General features: G+C 62.6%; 18 protein-coding genes. 7 read left to right on the forward strand and 11 right to left on the reverse strand.

Translation table 11 applies throughout. The features are described from left to right. Positions 1–197 precede the first annotated feature (197 nt). Genes dsbG through dsbD form a run of 3 tightly spaced genes read right to left on the reverse strand, consistent with a single transcriptional unit; the run spans position 198 to position 3,507 of the window. Positions 198–959 carry a thiol:disulfide interchange protein DsbG gene (gene dsbG, locus GIV35_RS17390; RefSeq protein ID WP_020302229.1) on the reverse strand — a complete coding sequence of 254 codons (762 nt, stop codon included), beginning with the start codon at positions 957–959 and terminating at the stop codon, positions 198–200. Further along, a complete protein-coding gene (locus tag GIV35_RS17395) occupies positions 935–1,780 on the reverse strand; it encodes a TlpA family protein disulfide reductase (protein WP_198715165.1) in 846 nt (281 codons plus the stop codon). The genes dsbG and GIV35_RS17395 overlap by 25 nt, the downstream gene beginning before the upstream one ends. After that, a complete protein-coding gene (gene dsbD, locus GIV35_RS17400; RefSeq protein WP_236265079.1) occupies positions 1,780–3,507 on the reverse strand; it encodes a protein-disulfide reductase DsbD in 1,728 nt (575 codons plus the stop codon). Before dsbD ends, GIV35_RS17395 begins: the two co-directional genes overlap by 1 nt. Positions 3,508–3,682: 175 nt before the next feature. Here dsbD and GIV35_RS17405 point away from each other — a divergent pair, with 175 nt between their 5' ends. The 5 genes from GIV35_RS17405 to GIV35_RS17425 all read left to right on the forward strand — a co-directional run bounded on the left by GIV35_RS17405 (position 3,683) and on the right by GIV35_RS17425 (position 8,546). Then, a complete protein-coding gene (locus GIV35_RS17405; protein ID WP_014719307.1) occupies positions 3,683–4,363 on the forward strand; it encodes a response regulator in 681 nt (226 codons plus the stop codon). Further along, positions 4,363–5,682: an ATP-binding protein gene (locus GIV35_RS17410; RefSeq protein ID WP_020302232.1), complete on the forward strand. Its 1,320-nt coding sequence runs from the start codon at positions 4,363–4,365 to the stop codon at positions 5,680–5,682. The genes GIV35_RS17405 and GIV35_RS17410 overlap by 1 nt, the downstream gene beginning before the upstream one ends. A 123-nt stretch (positions 5,683–5,805) precedes the next feature. Further along, entirely contained in the window at positions 5,806–6,579 is a 774-nt protein-coding gene (locus GIV35_RS17415) for an N-acetylmuramoyl-L-alanine amidase (RefSeq protein WP_236265077.1), read from the forward strand. A 259-nt stretch (positions 6,580–6,838) separates the two neighbouring features. After that, positions 6,839–8,239 (forward strand): aspartate aminotransferase family protein, encoded by a 1,401-nt coding sequence (locus tag GIV35_RS17420; protein ID WP_198715162.1) that lies wholly within the window; start codon positions 6,839–6,841, stop codon positions 8,237–8,239. 82 nt (positions 8,240–8,321) lie between these two features. Then, positions 8,322–8,546 carry an MbtH family protein gene (locus GIV35_RS17425; protein WP_003192847.1) on the forward strand — a complete coding sequence of 75 codons (225 nt, stop codon included), beginning with the start codon at positions 8,322–8,324 and terminating at the stop codon, positions 8,544–8,546. Positions 8,547–8,657: 111 nt separating this feature from the next. Here GIV35_RS17425 and GIV35_RS17430 read toward each other — a convergent pair whose 3' ends face one another. From GIV35_RS17430 to minC, 8 genes are all read right to left on the reverse strand, one after another. Next, positions 8,658–10,004, reverse strand: a complete 1,347-nt coding sequence (locus tag GIV35_RS17430; protein ID WP_105227541.1) for an amidohydrolase — start codon at positions 10,002–10,004, stop codon at positions 8,658–8,660. 16 nt (positions 10,005–10,020) lie between these two features. Further along, positions 10,021–12,186: a mechanosensitive ion channel family protein gene (locus GIV35_RS17435; RefSeq protein WP_236265076.1), complete on the reverse strand. Its 2,166-nt coding sequence runs from the start codon at positions 12,184–12,186 to the stop codon at positions 10,021–10,023. 72 nt (positions 12,187–12,258) lie between these two features. Continuing rightward, positions 12,259–12,426, reverse strand: coding sequence for a hypothetical protein (locus tag GIV35_RS17440; protein ID WP_003192842.1), 168 nt, complete (start codon positions 12,424–12,426; stop codon positions 12,259–12,261). Between the two features lie 200 nt (positions 12,427–12,626). Beyond that, complete coding sequence (locus GIV35_RS17445) at positions 12,627–13,916, reverse strand: M18 family aminopeptidase (protein WP_105227537.1); 1,290 nt, start codon at positions 13,914–13,916, stop codon at positions 12,627–12,629. A 195-nt stretch (positions 13,917–14,111) separates the two neighbouring features. Further along, positions 14,112–14,747 carry an RluA family pseudouridine synthase gene (locus GIV35_RS17450; protein ID WP_057700864.1) on the reverse strand — a complete coding sequence of 212 codons (636 nt, stop codon included), beginning with the start codon at positions 14,745–14,747 and terminating at the stop codon, positions 14,112–14,114. A 96-nt stretch (positions 14,748–14,843) separates the two neighbouring features. Then, entirely contained in the window at positions 14,844–15,098 is a 255-nt protein-coding gene (minE, locus tag GIV35_RS17455) for a cell division topological specificity factor MinE (RefSeq protein WP_003175252.1), read from the reverse strand. 3 nt (positions 15,099–15,101) lie between these two features. Then, a complete protein-coding gene (gene minD, locus GIV35_RS17460) occupies positions 15,102–15,914 on the reverse strand; it encodes a septum site-determining protein MinD (RefSeq protein ID WP_003192835.1) in 813 nt (270 codons plus the stop codon). Positions 15,915–16,113: 199 nt separating this feature from the next. Then, on the reverse strand, positions 16,114–16,851 hold the full coding sequence (minC, locus tag GIV35_RS17465) for a septum site-determining protein MinC (protein WP_236265074.1): 738 nt from the start codon (positions 16,849–16,851) through the stop codon (positions 16,114–16,116). A 119-nt stretch (positions 16,852–16,970) separates the two neighbouring features. Between minC and GIV35_RS17470 the strand changes: the two genes are divergently transcribed. Both GIV35_RS17470 and GIV35_RS17475 read left to right on the forward strand, forming a co-directional pair. Continuing rightward, positions 16,971–17,906 (forward strand): lipid A biosynthesis lauroyl acyltransferase, encoded by a 936-nt coding sequence (locus tag GIV35_RS17470; protein WP_198715159.1) that lies wholly within the window; start codon positions 16,971–16,973, stop codon positions 17,904–17,906. Positions 17,907–17,937: 31 nt separating this feature from the next. Next, positions 17,938–19,086: a patatin-like phospholipase family protein gene (locus tag GIV35_RS17475; protein ID WP_105227533.1), complete on the forward strand. Its 1,149-nt coding sequence runs from the start codon at positions 17,938–17,940 to the stop codon at positions 19,084–19,086. The last annotated feature ends 49 nt before the right edge of the window (positions 19,087–19,135 follow it).

Below are 19,135 nucleotides of genomic sequence, written 5' to 3' on the forward strand. Positions count from 1 at the left end.
CGCGGGGCATCAGTTATATCTGTGTCGGCTGCCAGGCCGTCACGGGAGCAAGCTCCCTCGCCACAGATTTAGCGTCGTGCCGAAGTTGTGTAGATACCTATGCTCATCGCAGGCAAGCCAGCTCCCATATTTTGAGTTGCGAATACATTCAAATGTGGGAGCTGGCTTGCCTGCGATGGCGCCCGCGAGGGCGGCGCTTATTTTGGTCCGAGAATCTTCACTAACTTATCCGGCGAAGGCGCCCCTTGCTGCTGCTGCAACCCACCCTTGTCATCCAGATAGAAAATCGCCGGCGTCGCCGACAACTCCAGTTCATCCATCAGCTTCATATTGGCATCAAGCTTGGCCTCGACCTCGGCGGGGATCTTTTCCAGCGCCTTGAGCTTGCTGCCCTTGCCGGCGGCTTCGTGTTCTTGCAGGGCTTTTTGCGGGTCTTTGGCGGCGAGCAGGGCGGCGGATTTGCCTGGGCTGTCTTCGCGGATGATGCCGACCATGATGTGGCGCAACTGCACCTTGCCGGCCTTCACCCACGGGCGGGCCTGTTCCCAGAACATGTTGCAGTACGGGCAGTTGGGGTCGCTGAACAGGTAGACGGTGCGCGGGGCGTTTTTATCGCCGTCCTGGATCCAGCTGCTGTTTTCCATCTTGGCCCAGACTTCCTTGGCCATCGGCGCGTACACCAGTTTTTCCAGGGGCGCGGTGCTCAAGTCATTGCCTTGGGCGTCGTACAGGTTGCCCGCGATCACGTGCTTGCCGTCGGCGGTCAGGTACAGTGCCATGCCACGGTTCTGGTACTGGGCGGCGTAGCCGGTGAGGCCGCTGGGGGCATCGAATTTGCCGATGATCTTGGCACCCTTGGCTTCGATCTGTTTGATCGGGGCCGGCAGGTCTTCGGCCTGGGCCAGCGTAGCGGCTAGCGTCAAAGGCAGCAGGGTCAGCAGGTGGCGGAGGCGAGGCATGTCGGTTTCCTTGTCGTGGTGTTGTCGAAGGGTTCCATGGCACGGGCCAGGCTGGCTTCGGAGAGTTCGCCCAGGTGGCTGTTGATCAGGCGCCCATCGGCTTGGTAGAACAACGTGGTCGGCAGCGCCATGGAACCCACAGCCTGGCCGAGGCGGCCGCTGGCGTCGAACAGCACGTTGTCGAGGTTCAGGCCCTGGGTGGCCAGGTAAGTGCTGACGCTTTGCATGCTTTCGGCCTGGTTGACGAACAGGAAGGTCACATCGGGGCGCATGCGCTGGGCGTTTTCCAGCACCGGCATTTCGCGTCGGCACGGCGGGCACCAGGTGGCCCAGAGGTTGATCACCAACGGGCCGCCTTGATAATCCGCCAGTTGCACCACCTCGCCATTGGCATTGCGCAGGGTGATATCCGGCAGGCGCGTGCCTTTTTCGTACAGACTGAGGGACAGGCTGGTCATGCCCCAGAACAACAGGCCGGTGATCACCCCGGCGCTGAGCGGCTTGCGCAGGGCAGGGCGACGCCAGCCGTAGACCAGCGCGCCAAGGATCAGCGCGATGACGCCGGGCCAGGCGAGAAAGCCGCCGTCACGCAGGTCGACCATCTCTACCCAGTCGTTGCTGTAATAACTCCAGTACATCAGCACAAAGCTGACGCGGGCGGCGAGCAGGCCCAGCAGAAACAGGCTGAACAGCACCGACTCCGGGTTTTCGCCGCCGCGCTTGGCCACGCGCCAGCCCACCAGGGTGGCGAGAATCAGCGCGCTGATCAGCAGCAGGTGATTCAAGGCGATGGCGAAGGTGCCGATGGTGAGGGTCAGCATCAGAGAGCGTCCCGCGTCTGGGTCCAGCGTTGCAGGAAGGCGGCGGCGTCTACTTCGCCGGTGATGCGTTGGGCGCGGCGTTCTTCACCGTCCGGGCCGATCCACACGAAGCTCGGTGGCCCAGGAATTTTGTAGCGGCCCAGCAGCTCGCGGCTGGCGGCGTTGTCGGCGGTGACGTCCAGGCGTAACAGGCGCACGTCTTTGAGCGCGTCCATCACCTCGGGTTTGCCGAACACCTGTTTCTCCATGATCTTGCACGACACGCACCAGTCGGCGTAGTAGTCCAGCAGCACCCATTGGCCCTGGGCCTTGGCGCTGTCGAGCTGGCTTTGCAGCACGGCCGGGTCGTTGATCGTGGTGAAGGCATCGTGGGCGCTCGATGCACCGGCGACCTTTGAGCCGCTGTAAACCTTCAAGGGTTGCCACAGCTCATCGCTGCCACCGGCCGCCCCTACCACCAGCACCGCGCCCCACAGGCCCAGCACCAGGGAACCAGCGCCGAATACCTTGGCCGCCAGGCCGGGCTCACGGGCCAGCGCCCAGCCACAGTAAGCCATCACCAGCGCCAGGGCGCCCCACAGGCCGATCCACAGGCTGTCGCCGACCACCGGGCGAATCATCAGCACCGCGGTGCCCAGGAACAGGAAGCCGAAGATGCCCTTGAGCACGTTCATCCAGGTGCCCGGCTTGGGCAGGAAGCGATTGCCCACGGTGACCAGCAGCAACAGCGGAATGCCGATACCGATGCCCATGGCAAACAGGATCAGCCCCCCGTGCAGCGCATTGCCGCTTTGGGCGATGTACAGCAGGGCGCCAGCCAGGGGCGCGGTCATGCACGGCCCCACCAGCAGGCCGGACAACGCGCCGAGCACACCGGCACCCACCAGGCTGCCACCGCTTTGCTGGCGGCTGACGTTATCGAGGCGGTCGCGCAGGAAGGCGGGCAGTTGCAGTTCAAAGAAGCCGAACATCGGCAGGGCGAGCAGCACGAACAACGCCGCAAAGCTGCCGAGGATCCACGGGGTTTGCAGCAACGCCGCCAGGTTGGCGCCGAGCAACGCGGCCATCACCCCCAGGGCGGCATACACCAGCGCCATGCACACCACGTAGCTGCCGGCCAGGGCAAAGCCGCGACGCGGGGTGGCGCCGCTACCGACCACCAGGCCAGCGAGGATCGGCAGCATCGGCAGCGAGCAGGGCGCAAACGCCAACAGCAGGCCCAGGCCGAAGAACACCAGCAGGCTCCACCCCAGGCTGCGCTGCTGCAGGCCGCTGGCCAGGCTTTGATCCTGGGCTTGCTCGGTCGCGGCGACGGCCGGGTTGCCGCCCAGGTCCACGGTGATCGACTGCGGCGGATAGCACAGGCCCGCATCGGCGCAGCCCTGCCAGCCGAGCTTGACCTGGCCGGTGGTGCCAGCGGGGATCTTCACTTCCAGGCCCTGGCGATACACCTGTTGTTCACCAAAGAACTCATCACTATGGGCTTCACCCTCGGGCAGCACGGGTTTTTCGGCCAGGCCGTCGAACTTCATGCGCTGCTGGTACAGGTAGTAACCGTCGGCAATCTGCCAAAACAGCTGGGTTTCGCCGCTTTCCAGACGTTCGGAGGTAAAGGCGAAGGCTTTGCCTACCGGGAGGAAGTCGGGTTTGGTTTCGAAGGGGCTGCCCGGCGCTGCCTGGGCGAATCCCGCGAACAACACCAGCAGAAAGGTAAACAGATGCCGCATGGTCAAGCCTTAGTTCGATGCAAGTGAGGCACACAATGTGTGGCGTTGATTAACCGATGATTAACCGCCGCTATTCTAGAGCGTAGAGATTGTCCGGTGTTGCGAACTTTAGCGGCATAATGCGCGCTTAATCCGTGGCTTTTCTAATCGCGCCATCTTTCATGAAGGGTTAACCATGCACGTACTGGTCTGTGAAGACGACGAACTGATCGCCAGTGGCATCGTGGCCGGCCTGACCGCCCAGGGCTTTACCGTGGAGCGCGTGGCCACGGCCTCGGCGGCGCGGGCGATGCTCAAGGCCGCGGCCTTCGACATCATGGTGCTCGACCTTGGCCTGCCCGACGAAGACGGCCTCAAGCTGCTGCAACAACAGCGCAGCCAGGGGTTGGACATTCCGGTGCTGATCCTCACCGCGCGGGACTCGGTGACCAACCGCGTCGATGGCTTGCAAGCCGGCGCCGACGATTACCTGCTCAAGCCCTTCGACTTGCGTGAACTCGCCGCTCGCCTGCAAACCCTGTTGCGCCGGGTGGCGGGGCGCAGCGTCAACCTGATCGAACATGGCCGCCTGGCCTACGACCCCAGCAGCCGCGAGACCTTCCTCGGCGGCCAGCCGGTGGACCTGTCCCGGCGTGAACAGGCGTTGTTGCAGGCGCTGTTGCACAACAAGGGCCGCGTACTGTCCAGCGAACAGCTCAAGGACAGCGTCTACGGCTTCAGCGACGAACTGGAAAGCAACGCCCTCAACGTGCATATCCACCACCTGCGGCGCAAGTTGGGCAATGGCATCGTCGAAACCGTCAGGGGGCTGGGCTATCGCCTCGGCACGGCTGATGGCGGAGAAAACACGCCGTGATGAGCTTGCGTCTGCGCCTGACGTTCAAGCTGGGCGCCGCTTTTGTACTGATCTGGGTGCTGGCGGCCGCCTGGATGCTCAACGACTTGCGCAACCAGATGATGTTTTCCCTCGACCAGCGTCTGGTGGCTTCGGCGCGCATGGTGGCCGGGCTCACCGAGCAGATGCCGGGCCTGGCCAGCGTCAGCGGGGGCGCGCATTTGCGCACCGAACAACTGAATGTGCCGGGTGGCATGGCTTGCCAGGTCAGCTCCTTGCGTGGCGAGATCCTGGCGCGCAGCCATACCACGCCGGAGGAAGGGTTGGAGTCGCGCCGCAGCGGCTTTCGCGACCAGATCATCGACGGCGTGGGCTGGCGCAGTTTTACCCTGTCCCGTGGCGACTTGCTGATCACCACCGCCGACCGCCAGGTGGAGCGTGAAGCCCTCAACCTGTCGATCCTGCTGGCGGCGTCGGTGCCGGTCGGCGTGGCATTGCTGGGCTGCCTGTGCCTGTTGTGGCTGGGCATTGGCCAGAGCCTGGTGCCGCTCAACCGTATGCGGGATGCCCTGATGCGGCGCAGTGTCGACTCCCTCGAGCCTCTGCAGATTCACCCGCTGCCCAGTGAACTCAAGCCGTTGCTCGACACCCAGAACCAATTGCTGCAGCGCATCGCCAAGACCATCGAGCGCGAACGTCGCCTGACCGGTGACGCCGCCCATGAACTGCGCAGCCCGTTGACGGCGATCAAGACCCACCTGCAAGTCGCGCGCATGACCGAGGGCGCGGCCCGCGACCAGTCCCTGGCGCACGCCGAGGAGGGCGCCGATCGCTTGCATCGCACCCTGGAGCAACTGTTGTTGCTGGCGCGGGTGGAGGGCAGCCTGTCGTTTGACGATGGCCTGCAGTCCAGTGCTGAGGAAGTCGCCCGGTTGGCGATCCAGGATGCCAACGCCGGCGATAATTCACGCATTGATCTGATCCTGGCGCCGGATCTTTCCCCTGTTCCAGTGGCAATGCCTGTGGGCCTTGCCGTCGCGGCCTTGCGTAACCTGCTGGACAACGCCTTGCGCCATACCCCGGCCGATACCCGCGTGGAACTGCAGGTGTTTTCTACCCCGGATAATGTGGTGTTCCGCGTGCGTGACCATGGCCAGCAGATCTCCAGCGAAGACCTGCAATACCTCACCCAACGCTTCTGGCGCAATGGCAGCAGCGAAGGCTGTGGCCTGGGCCTGGCGATTGTCCAGGCGATCGTGCAGCGCTGTTCCTGCTCGTTGCACTTCGACAGCCAGCCCGATGGTATGCGGGTCGACCTGGGCATGCCGTTGCGGCGCTGAGCAGTCCTATTCACGTGGCAAATAATTACCGCCCGCCTGAGGCTCAAGCCTTCAGGATGGCGGTAATTTTTTTGCGCTTGAACGGGCCGAATGAGTCGGCCTGAATTGAAAAGGACTGTTCTTATGTTGGTGATCGACACCAGTTTCCCCGCCAGGGATTTCAACGACCGCCGCGGCGAATCCGTGCAGCAGGTGCTTGTGCACTACACCGCCGCGCCCTTTGCTTCCTCGCTACGCACCCTCACCCAAGATGGCGTCAGCGCCCACTATTTGCTGCCCGACCCCGCTGAACCCAGTTACCGCGCTGCCGGTTATGAAGAGCTGCGGGTGTTTCGCCTGGTGAACGAGGACCAGCGCGCCTGGCACGCAGGCGTGAGCTATTGGGCGGGGAAGGCCGATCTCAACAGCCGCTCGGTGGGCATTGAAATCGTCAACCTGGCGCGGGATGAAGCGGGGGGCTTTACCTTTCCGGAGTACGCACCGGCACAGATTGACCTACTGATTGAATTGCTTCGCGACCTGCTGGAGCGCTATCCGCAGGTGGGCCCCACTGACTGGCTCGGGCATTCGGACGTGGCCTACTGGCGCAAGAGCGACCCTGGGCCTCGGTTGCCCTGGCGTGTGCTGCATGAGGCCGGCATCGGGGCCTGGTTTGATGAATCGAGCCGGGCGATGTACCAGCGCCGCTTTTGTCTCGGCTTGCCGCCGGAGGTCGAAGTGGAGCGGGCGTTTCAGCGTTATGGCTACAAGCCCGCGCAGAATCGCCGGGCCTTTGAACAGCGCACCCGGGCGTTCCAGATGCACTTTCGGCCACGGGATTATTGTGGATTCCTGGATGCAGAGACGTGCGCGATTCTTTATGCGCTGAATGAAAAATACCGCGGGCTTCGGAGCTGAGCGCTGTTCAAATGTGGGGCTGGCTTGCCTGCGAAAGCGGTAGTGCCGTAACAGATGCAGCGACTGACACACTGCCTTCGCGAGCAAGCCCGCTCCCACATTTTAATCTCCCCACTATCGGTAAATATCCGACCAACCTCCTAAATCCCCGTGCACCTGAAGCGTCTCCACAACAGGAAATCCGTGCGCATGCCCTTGGGCCAGACGCCAACGGATCGGCAGTTTGGTCACGATCATCAGCGTATTGAGGGATCCAGAGATGTCAGTCGCTACCAGCCGTATCGAAGACGCCCCGGTGCAGGCCGCGGAAACGCTCTATCAGTTTGACGAAAGCCCGCTGCTGGCCCGCCAGCGCCAGCAGGAATCCAACGCCCGCAGCTACCCACGGCGCATCCCCCTGGCACTCAAACGCGCCAAGGGCATTTACGTGGAGGACGTGGAGGGGCGTCGGTTTATCGACTGCCTGGCCGGCGCCGGAACCCTGGCGCTGGGGCATAACCACCCGGTGGTGATCCAGGCCATCCAGCAAGTGCTGAGCGACGAACTGCCCCTGCATACTCTGGACCTGACTACACCGGTCAAGGATCAATTCGTGCAGGACCTGTTCGGTTTGCTCCCATCGGAACTGGCGCGAGAAGCGAAAATCCAGTTCTGCGGCCCCACCGGCACTGATGCGGTGGAAGCCGCGTTGAAGCTGGTGCGCACTGCCACCGGGCGCAGCACCGTGCTGTCGTTCCAGGGCGGCTATCACGGCATGAGCCAGGGCGCGCTGAGTTTGATGGGCAGCCTGGGGCCAAAGAAACCCTTGGGCGCCTTGCTCGGCAATGGCGTGCAATTCCTGCCATTCCCGTATGACTACCGTTGCCCGTTTGGGCTGGGTGGCGCCGAAGGTGTGCGGGTCAACCTGCATTACCTGGAAAACCTGCTCAACGACCCGGAAGCCGGCGTGCTGTTGCCAGCGGCGGTGATTGTCGAAGTGGTCCAGGGTGAGGGCGGTGTGATCCCGGCGGACCTCGACTGGCTGCGTGGCCTGCGCCGTATCACCGCGCAAGCGGGGGTGGCGCTAATCGTCGATGAGATCCAGAGCGGTTTTGGGCGTACCGGCAAAATGTTTGCCTTCGAACACGCCGGCATCATTCCGGACGTGGTGGTCATGTCCAAGGCGATTGGCGGCAGCCTGCCGTTGGCGGTGGTGGTGTATCGCGACTGGCTCGACACCTGGCTGCCGGGCGCCCATGCCGGGACGTTCCGCGGCAACCAGATGGCGATGGCGGCGGGCTCGGCGGTGATGCGCTACCTCAAGGATCACGACCTGGCAGGCCATGCGACGACCATGGGCGAGCGCCTGGGCGAGCACCTGCGCATCCTGCAGCGCGACTTCCCGCACCTGGGGGATATCCGTGGGCGTGGGCTGATGCTGGGGGTGGAACTGGTAGACCCGACTGGCACGCCTGATAGTCAGGGCCACCCACCGGTGCATCGCCAGCTGGCGCCGCTGGTGCAGCGCGAATGCCTCAAGCGCGGGCTGATCCTGGAACTGGGCGGGCGCCATGGCAGTGTGGTGCGTTTCCTGCCACCGCTGGTGATCACCGCTGGCGAAGTCGACCAGGTGGCTGAGATTTTCGGGCGCGCCTTGGCGGCGGCCGTGGCCAGCCTGTAATTTTCCAGGCCCTTGGTACGTTTCTACAGATATCAGTGCTGCGCGTGGTGCGCAGCCAGCCTTTGAGCAACGGAGAACAGCAATGACCTCAGTATTTGACCGCGACGACATCCTCTTTCAGGTAGTGGTCAACCATGAAGAACAGTATTCGATCTGGCCCGACTACAAGGCCGTGCCGGAAGGCTGGCGCACCGTGGGCAAGAGTGGCATGAAGAAGGAGTGCCTGGCGTATATCGAGGAAGTGTGGACCGACATGCGCCCGTTGAGCCTGCGCCAGAAAATGGATGGCGCGGCCCTCGCCAACTGATTCACCTGGGTTCAAATGTGGGAGGGGGCTTGCCCCCGATTGCGGTGTATCAGCCAGCCAATGTTTAGCTGACACACAGCTGTCGGGGGCAAGCCATCTCCACATCAAGCATTACAGTGATGTGTGGGTATAGAGGTAATCCGTCGCCAACGACGCCAGCGTCCTCACGCCCACCACCAACGCCGACTCATCCACAAAGAACCCTGGGTTGTGATTCGGCGCCGCCTTGCTCATGTCCTGGTCCCTTGGGGTCACCCCCAGGAAGACAAACAGCCCCGGCGCCTCCTTGGCATAGAACGAGAAGTCTTCGGCACCACCCACCAACGGGCCCTGCACCACGTCATCCTGAGCCGCCCAGCGCAGGCTCGGCAGCATTTTCTCGGTCAGCGCCGGGTTGTTGATGGTGGGGTCGTACTTCTCGATGATCGTCACTTCGGCCTTGGCGCCACCGCTTTCGGCGATTTTCTCTACGGTTTGACGCACGTCTGCATGCAGCTTCTGGCGGATACCGTAGTCGTAGGAGCGAATGGTGCCGCTCATGTCCACCGACTCGGGGATGATGTTATAGCGGGTGCCACCGTTGATGGTGCCGATGCTCACCACAGAGGGGAATGACGAAATATCGGTACGGCGGCTGACCACGGTCTGCAGGCCGACAATGGTTTGCGCACCAACGGTGATCGGGTCGATGCCGTCCCAGGGGCGGCCGGCGTGGGTCTGTTTGCCGAGGATCCTGATGCGCAGGTCATCGGAGCTGGCCAGGGTCGGGCCCGGGCGGTAGGCGATTTGCCCGGCAGGCACACCGGCCCACACATGCAGGCCAAACACCGCATCGGGCTTGGGCGCTTTCATCACGCCTTCCTGCACCATCATCTTCGCACCCCAGGTGTTCTTGCCGTCGGGGATAAAGTCGCTGGGGCCTTCTTCGGCCGGTTGGAAATAAAACACCACGGTGCCGGGCAGTCGCTCGCGCATCCCGGTAAGAATCTTCGCAGTGCTCAGCAGGATAGCGGTATGGGCGTCGTGGCCGCAGGCGTGCATCACGTCGACTTCTTTGCCCAGGTAGGTGCCCTTGGCTTTGGAGGCGAAGGGCAGGTCGGCCACTTCCTTGACCGGCAGCGCATCCATGTCGGCGCGCAGGGCCACGGTCGGGCCGGGCAGGGCGCCTTTCAAGATGGCGACGACGCCGGTGCGGGCCACCCCGGTCTTCACCTCAAGGCCGAGTTCGCGCAACTGTTTGGCGACCAACTCGGCGGTGCGGGTTTCGGTATTGCCCAGTTCCGGATGGGCGTGGATATCGCGGCGGGTTTCCAACAGGCTGGGTTCGAGGATTTTTGCCTGGGCGGCAATGGTTTCCCGGGCACTGTCCTGGCCGCTGCTGGCGGCGATCACTGCACTGCTCGCGACCGCGCCGAGCAGACCCAAAACCCATTGGTGTGTCAGACCGTTCATTCGCATACCAACCTCTCCTTGCTTATTGTTGTGGATCTTTCTCCTGCACGCTGCCGGCAGTCTGCACCTGCACGCTCAAGCGCGGTGTCGCCAGGTCAAGCCCGGCTTCATCCAGGTGCCGCTTGAGCGACAGGTTGAATGCCCGCGACACTTCCCACTGCTTGATCGGCGCGGTCTTGAAGCGTGCGCGCAGGATCGCGCTGCCGGACTCGAAGCTTTCCACGCCCTGGATCTCCAGCGGCGACCAGATATTGCGGCGTTGCAGCGGGTCGTTGCGCATGGCATGGCCGACCTCGCGCATCAGTTTGATCGCGTCGTCGATTTCCATGTTGTAAGGGATCGCCACCCGGAAGATCGCGTAGCCGAACTCGCGGGAGTAGTTCTTGATGCTCTTGATTTCGCTGAACGGGATGGTGTGCACGATGCCGTCGATATCGCGCAGGCGCACGGTACGGATGGTCAGGCCCTCTACGGTACCGAGGTGGCCGCCGACGTCCACGTAGTCGTCGATGGCCAGGGAGTCTTCGATGATGATGAACAGGCCGGTGATCAAGTCCGCCACCAGCGATTGCGCACCAAAGCCGATGGCGATACCGATCACGCCAGCACCGGCCAGCAGTGGCGTGACGTTCATGCCCATGTTCGCCAGCGCCACGATGGCGGCGATGATAAAGATGGTCACGAACAGCACGTTGCGGATCAGCGGCATCATGGTTTGCGCACGCGCGTTGGCCAGGCCTTTGCGCGAACGGGTCAGGGCGTGGTGAATCGCGGTGTCGCTGAGGATCCAGATCAGCCAGGCGAACAACAAGGTCCCACCGAGGCCGAACAGCTTTACGGCTATTTCATGGCCTTCACCTTCGGTAAAGCGAATCATCGACAGGCCCCAGACCCGCAGCCCCAGTTCGATAAATACCAGCCACACCACCAGGTGCACCAGGGTGTAGACAAAGCCTTTGAGGCGTTCGGAGTACAGCGCGTGGCGTTTGTGCCCGCGTTGCGGCTTGAGAGCGTGGCGGCGCACCAGGCCGTTGATCACCATGCACAACACCAGCAGCACCGTGCACAGCAACGACTGGCGCAGGGCGGTGCTGGTGTCGCCGGCCGACAGGAAGGTGGCGAACAGTGAGATGCCCACCAGCAGAAGAGCCGGGATGTACCAGAAGGTGCCGATGATCGACAGCGTATCGGTGAGGGCGCGGCGGGTCAGTCGGCGCGACAGCGGCTGGTTGCGGATCAGGTGCGCAATGGGTCGACGGAAACGCAGGATAAACACCCCGGTGGACAACGCCGCCATGACATTGGCCACGGTCGCGGCGGTGTGGGCCAGATGCTGGCCGAGCGCGACAACCAGGCGCGGGTCGCTCAAGGCTTCACCGAAGGCGGCAAAACTGCCGATCCACCACAGCGGGCGGAACGCCTGGTGGCGCAGGATATACAAGGCGCGGTGGCGGTGCGGGCCGTCGAGTACGGAGAAGGCAATCACGCAGATTGCCGAGAAACAGGTGCCGACCACCAAGGCATAGGCCAGCACCATGGCCAGGGATTTGCCCAGGGAGGAAGGCAGGGCGTAACTGAGGTAAACCGTAATCACCAAAGCGATCAGCCAGGGGCCCAGCTTGCGCAGGGCAAAGCGCAACATGTCCCAGGTGCGCGGGTGCTGCGGCAGCTCTTCGGGCAGGCCGAAGCGCTCGCGCACCCGGTGGCTGAGCCAGATCAGCGCGGCGGCCAGCAGGCTCCATACGGCCAGGATCACGGCAAAACCGAAGATGATCGGCAGCCATTCGCTGGCCGGCAACATCAGGGCGGCCAGTTCATCCTTGGCCAGGTCGACTTCATTGGACCAGCGCCCCAGCGGGCTGTCGGCGCCGGAAAACTGCTGCTCAAAGCCCGACAGCGTACTGCCGATCAACCCGAGTACCCCGAGTTCGGCGGCGGGCTGGGCCTTTTGCGTGGCGGCGCGCAGTTTCTTCAGGTCGCTGAGCAACTGGGTGCGTTGCTGGTCGTTTTCCAGGGTTTTGATCACTTCGTCCAGCGACTGCCCCAGGGGCACTTCCGCCTGGGGTTGGGTCTTGCTGGAACCGCCCAGCATCCCGGGCAAGCCCACGGCTTGGGCGGGCATCACTGGCAGCAGCGTGAGCAGGGCGATCAGCAGGTAGCAGGGCAGGGCAAACAGACGGGAAAGCACGAGGCGGTCAACCTTGAAAACGACGAATTGACCGAGTGTACGAGGCCGCTATGCCCAATGCGAGCGCATTTGTCACTGCGCCAGTTTGGCGAGGATCTTGTAGAGCACGGTGCCGAGGATCAACAGCATGCCGATCCACATGCCAAACACGCCCAGAGGCTTGTCGCGAAAGTTGAAGCCGACCGCGAGCATGATCATGCCGATCACGATGGGGATCAGCATGGCGTGGAATGAGGACATTGAGATCATGGCGAGGGGCGGCCTTGTCGGACTGGAAGTTCTGACAAGTCTAGGCCGGATTGGCAGAAGTGCAGTTGATGTGAGTCAGATAGCCTTATATCTGTTTGGAAACCCATCGCGGGCAAGCCCGCTCCCACACTGAAATGCATTCACAGATCAAATGTGGGAGCGGGCTTGCCCGCGATGGGCGCGCCTCGGTCTCAGGGTAAATCGCGGCTGGCGTAGAACGCTCCCAGCACCTTGACCAGATGCGCCAGGTCATGGCTGCCGCACAGCTCGCGGATCGAGTGCATGGCAAAGGTCGGCAAGCCGATGTCCACCGTACGCACGCCCAGGTGGCTGGCGGTGATGGGGCCGATGGTCGAGCCGCAGCCCATGTCGCTGCGCACCACGAAGCTTTGCACTGGCACTTCCTGGGCCATGCACAGGTGGCGGAAGAACCCGGCGGTTTCGCTGTTGGTGGCGTAGCGCTGGTTGCTGTTGACCTTGATCACCGGGCCGGCGTTGAGTTTCGGGCCGTGGTTGGCGTCGTGTTTCTCGGCGTAGTTGGGGTGCACTCCGTGGGCGTTGTCTGCCGACACCAGCAGGGATTTCTGGATGGTGCGTACGAATTCCTCACCTTCTGGCAGCAGGCGACGCAGGGTCTGTTCCAGCATCGGGCCATCGGCACCGCAGGCCGAGCAGGAGCCGACTTCTTCGTGGTCGTTGCACACCAGCACGCAGGTTTCATCGGTGTCGCTGGTGAGCAAGGCTTGCAAACCGGCGTAGCACGACAGCAGGTTGTCCAGGCGCGCCCCGGCGATGAAGTCACCATTGAGGCCGATCACGGCGGCACTTTGGGTGTCGTAGAAGCTCAGCTCGTAGTCGAGTACCACATCGGCATTCAACCCATGCTCGCGGGCCAACTGTTCGGTGAGCACGGCGCGAAAATCCACGCGCTCGTCACCGGCAAACTGCGCCAGGATCGGCGGCAGCTCGGTCTGGGCATTGATTGCCCAGCCCTGGTTGGCTTCACGGTTGAGGTGAATGGCCAGGTTGGGAATGATGGCGATCGGCAGCTTGAAGTCGATCAGTTGGCTCTCGACCTTGCCATCGCGGCGGAAGGTGACACGCCCGGCCAGGGACAGGTCGCGGTCGAACCAGGGCGCCAGCAGCGCGCCGCCGTAGACTTCCACGCCCAGTTGCCAGAAGCCCTGACGTTGCAGCTCCGGCTGGGGCTTGACCCGCAGGCACGGGCTGTCGGTATGGGCGCCGACCATGCGGATACCGTCCTGCAGCGGCGATTGGCGGCCGAGCTTGAAGGCGATGATCGAGGAATCATTGCGGGTCACGTAGTAGCGACCGTTGGCCTCGGTGGTCCAGGTATCGCGCTCGTCGAGACGCTGGTAACCGGCCGCTTCCAGGCGTTGGGCCAGGGCGGCAGTGGCATGAAAAGGAGTAGGGGAGGCCTTGAGGAAGTCGATCAGGCCTTGATTCAACGCTTCGCGCATAAATAGCTCCAGACAGCAGTGGCGAGAGTTTACCGTATTGGCCAGATATTTGGAGTGAGCGTGCAGGGCCGAGAACCACACCAAACCCTGTGGGAGCTGGCTTGCCTGCGATAGCGGTCTTTCTGTGCCAGATGTATTGGCTGGCACGCCGATATCGCAGGCAAGCCAGCTCCCACATTTGACCGCATCAGCCCTTCAAAAAGGGGCTGGGCACTCGAAGCGCAGGCGCTCGCCGCTTTGCGGATGGGTGAAGCTGAGCATGCTTGCATGCAGGCACAGGCGTGGCCAGGCGGTCAGGGCTTGTTCATGGGCGTACAGACCGTCACCCAGCAACGGATGCCCGATGGACAACATATGCACGCGCAACTGGTGCGAGCGCCCAGTGATGGGTGTCAGTTCCACGCGGCACCAGTCGCCGCAACGCTCCAGGACTTTCCAGAAGGTCAGTGCATGTTTGCCGAACTCATGGTCGACCACATGGCGGGGCTTGGTCGGCGGGTCATAGCGCAGGGGCAGGTCGATGCTGCCGCTGTCCAGTGCCGGCTGGCCCCAGGCCAGGGCGGTGTAGGCCTTTTCGGTCTCGCGGTCGTGAAACTGGCGGGACAGTTCGCGGTGGGTATCCGCGTCCCGGGCCAGCAGGATGATCCCTGAGGTTTCCCAGTCCAGGCGATGGACGATGCGGGCTTCGGGGTAGCCGTTTTCCTGCAGGCGGGTGATCAGGCAATCCTTGTTGTCGTCGGCGCGACCAGGCACCGAGAGCAGCAGGGTCGGCTTGTTCACCACCAGGACAGCGTCGTCCTGATGCAGGATGTGGATATTGGACAGCGGCATTAAACAGCCTCGTAACAAACGCCAACGGCGGCTCGCCCACCCGGTTCCCCAAAAGGGATCAAGGTGACCGAGCCGCCGTGGCGACCGCCCGTTCGATCAACGATCGGGCAGGGTGATATTGAGTTCCAGAATCGAGCAGCTGCCGTCATTTTCCAGGGCGACATGCACGTCATCGTTGCCGATATTGACGTACTTGCGGATCACCTCGACCAGTTCCTTCTGCAAGGCTGGCAGGTAATCCGGCGTGCTGCGTTGGCCGCGTTCGTGCGCCACGATGATCTGTAGACGCTCTTTCGCTACCGACGCGGTACTTGGCTTTTTGTTGGCGCGAAAGAAGTCGAGAAATTTCATTGTTTAGTTGCCTCCAAAGATACGCTCGAAGAATCCCTTCTTCTTGACATCGAGGAAGCGGTGTTCCACGGTCTTGCCCAGCAAGCGATCCACGGCATCGCTGTACGCCTGGCCGGCGTCGCTCTGGTCGTCGAGAATCACCGGTACGCCCTGGTTGGATGCCTTCAGGACGGCCTGGGATTCCGGAATCACGCCCAGCAGGGTCACGGCGAGGATTTCCTTCACGTCTTCAACACCGAGCATTTCGCCGTTGTTGACGCGCTCCGGGTTGTAGCGGGTGAGCAGCAGGTGTTCCTTGATCGGGTCCTGGCCTTCTTCGGCGCGCTTGGACTTGCTGGCCAACAGGCCGAGCATACGGTCCGAGTCACGTACCGAGGAGACTTCCGGGTTGGTTACCACGATGGCTTCGTCGGCGAAGTACATCGCCAGGTGAGCACCGGTTTCGATACCGGCCGGAGAATCGCAGACCACGTATTCGAAGGTTTCCTTGAGCTCGGCGAGCACTTTGCCGACGCCTTCTTTGGTCAGCGCGTCTTTGTCACGGGTCTGGCTGGCGGCCAGCACGTACAGGTTCTCAAGGCGCTTGTCCTTGATCAGGGCCTGTTGCAGGTTGGCTTCGCCGTTCACCACGTTGACGAAGTCATACACCACGCGACGCTCGCAGCCCATGATCAGGTCAAGGTTACGCAGACCGACGTCGAAGTCGACGATGACTGTCTTGTGGCCGCGCAGAGCGAGGCCGGTACCGATAGCGGCGCTGGTGGTGGTCTTACCCACACCACCCTTGCCGGATGTAACCACGAGAATCTTGGCCAAGGTGTTTCACCCCTAAGGAAAAAGGACTTTCGGTCCCTGAAAAACATCTCTTGGAACTCGCCGCAGGCGGACAGCCTTTGCAGGAAAAAGACGGGGTTTCCATGGGGAAACACCAACTTCCAAAAAGTCCTACACAAGTCTTGCCGGTTTCGCTTTGCTATCAGAGTCTAGAGATGCTTGGAAAATGCGGCAGTATCCGTTAAAGACGGATGATGTTCAACACATCGCCCGACAGGTTGACCTGTACCGAAGCGCCCCACAGTGGATCGCGGCGCAAATCTTCGGAAACCTTGTACTGACCCGCGATGGAAACCAGCTCAGCGGTCAACTGCTGGCAAAAAATACGTGCCTTGGTATCCCCCTTGATGCCGGCCAGGGCGCGTCCGCGCATCGGGCCGTATACATGGATGTTGCCATCGGCAAGAAGTTCCGCCCCCGGGCTGACCGAGGAGACCACCACAAGGTCGCCACCCTGGGCGTAAATCTGCTGCCCGCCGCGTACCGGCGAGGTGATGATCTTTGTAGGCTTGATCGCAGGCTCGGGTGGTTTTTCCGGTTTTTTCTTTTCTTCGCCGACCAATGGCTCCAGCGCACGCTCGCGGGCGCCGGACGGCGGCAGTACTGGCAGTTCAATGGCGATGGCGGCGGCAATGTCTTCGATGCGGCTGGCGCGGATGGCCAGGGTGCGCAGGCCATGGGAACGGCATACGCGCATCAGGCCGGGCAAATCAATCACGCCCTGGCCAGCCGGCAGCTTGTCCAGCGCCAGCACCAGCGGGGCGTTGTTGAAGAAGTTCGGCGCCAGGGCGACCTTGGCGGCCAGTTGGCGGTCCAGGGCGTCGAGGTCATTGCGGGCCAGTTCCAGCACGGTAATGGCGAGCATGCTGCCTTTTAGCTGGAACACGGGATCTTGGTCTAGCGGTTCGGTTTGGCTCATGGTCGGCGAAAGCGGCTTGTCACGAAAAGTGTCGAGACTTATAACGAGAACACTCACCCGCCGCAAGCCGAGTCGAACCGTTGTAGAATGCGCGGCCCTTGTCTTTACCGGAATCTGTAATGGATCGCCCGCGTTTTCGAGCTGTATTTCTTCACCCGCGTTTTTGGCTGCTATGGCTGGGGCTCGGCCTGCTGTGGCTGGTCACCCAGTTGCCGTACCGGGCATTGTTGACCATTGGTCGCCTGCTCGGTGCGGGCATGTACCGTGTGGCGGGTGATCGTCGCCGTATCGCAGCGCGCAACCTTGAACTGTGCTTCCCGGAAAAATCCGCCAAGGAACGCAAACGCCTGCTCAAGGAAAACTTTGCCTCCACCGGTATCGCCTTCTTTGAAATGGCCATGAGCTGGTGGTGGCCCAAGCCGCGCCTGGCGCGCCTGGCCCATGTCGAAGGGTTGCAACACCTCACCCAGGCACACTTGGAAGGCAAAGGCGTGATCCTCATGGCCTTGCACTTCACCACCCTGGAAATCGGCGCGGCGCTGCTGGGGCAGAAGCACACCATCGATGGCATGTACCGCGAACACGGCAACCCGTTGTTCGACTTTATCCAGCGCCGTGGCCGTGAACGCCATAACCTCGATTCCCTGGCCGTGGAGCGTGACGACGTGCGCGGCATGCTCAAGCTGCTGCGCGCCGGCCGGGCCATCTGGTACGCGCCAGACCAGGACTACGGCGCCAAGCAAAGCATCTTCGTGCCGCTGTTCGGCATCCAGGCCGCCACCGTCACCGCCACCAGCAAGTTCGCACGCCTGGGCAAGGCGCTGGTGGTGCCGTTTACCCAGGAGCGCCTGGCTGACGGCAGCGGTTACCGCCTGGTGATCCATCCGCCGCTGACCGACTTCCCGGGTGAAACCGACGAGATCGACTGCCTGCGCATCAACCAGTGGGTCGAAGCCTCGGTGCGCGAATGCCCCGAGCAATACCTGTGGACCCATCGCCGCTTCAAGAGTCGGCCGCCGGGTGAGCCCAAGCTGTACGAAAAGCGCCGTCGATAATCCCAACCCCTTCTCACCATGGAGTGACGCAATGCGCCCAGCGGAACCGGTCACAGGCTTGATTCTTTCCGGCGGCGGGGCGCGAGCGGCTTATCAGGTGGGGGTGCTGGCGGCGATTGCCGAATTGCTGCCGCCAGGGGCAGCGAATCCTTTTCCGGTGATCGTCGGCACCTCCGCCGGCGCGATCAATGCGGTGAGCCTGGCCAGTGGGGCCAGTGACTTCTGCGCGGCTGTCCAGCGGCTGACCGCATTCTGGCAGGGCTTTCGCAGCCATCAGGTGCTGCGCAGCGATTGGCCGGGGGTGATACGCCAGGCCAGTCGCTTCCTGATTCATAGCCTGTTGGGCCTGGGTCGCCAGGTGCCGGTGGCGTTGCTCGACAGCTCGCCACTGTGCGACTTGCTGCAAGCGCGCTTGAACCTGGACGGCATCGACGAGGCGATCCGCCGCCAGCACTTGCAGGCGGTGGCGGTGACGGCCTTTGGTTATGAGTCCGGGCAAGCGGTGACCTTCTATCAGGGCGGCGGTACCATCGATGCCTGGCTGCGCCATCGGCGGATCGGCGTGCCGACCCAACTGACGGTGGAGCACTTGCTGGCGAGTTCGGCGATTCCGCTGTTGTTCGCTCCGGTCAAACTCGATGAAGAGTACTTCGGCGATGGCGCAGTGCGGCAGTCAGCGCCCATCAGCCCGGCCTTGCACCTGGGGGCCAGCCGCGTATTGGTCGTCGGTGTGAGCGGCAACCCAAGGGGCAATGAAGCCTCGACGCAACGCACCTACACCGGCCAGCAACCGACCCTGGCGCAAATCGGCGGGCACATGCTCAACAGCACCTTCATTGACAGCCTGGAAAGCGATATCGAGCTGCTGGAGCGCTTGAACCAGTTCAGCCGCGTCGTGCCTGCGGATGCGGCGGTGCAGGGCCTGGCGCCGGTAGAGGTGTTGGTGATTGCCCCCAGCCAGCCCATCGATGAAATCGCCGCGCGACATCGCCAGGAATTGCCGGCGGCGTTGCGTGTGTTTTTACGCGGGCCTGGGGCAACCAAGACCAGCGGGGCAGGAGTGTTGAGCTATCTGTTGTTCGAGGCGGGATATTGCAGTGAGTTGATCGAACTGGGGCGCAAGGATGCGCTGGCCAAGCGCGAAGAAATCACCCGTTTCCTGGGCCTGACGCCGAACTGAATGTGGGCGCTGGCTTGCCTGCGATAGCGGTATGCCAGCCAACACTGCT

This window comes from Pseudomonas sp. PA-1-6B, assembly GCF_021609545.1.
Lineage (GTDB): Bacteria > Pseudomonadota > Gammaproteobacteria > Pseudomonadales > Pseudomonadaceae > Aquipseudomonas > Aquipseudomonas fluorescens_BV.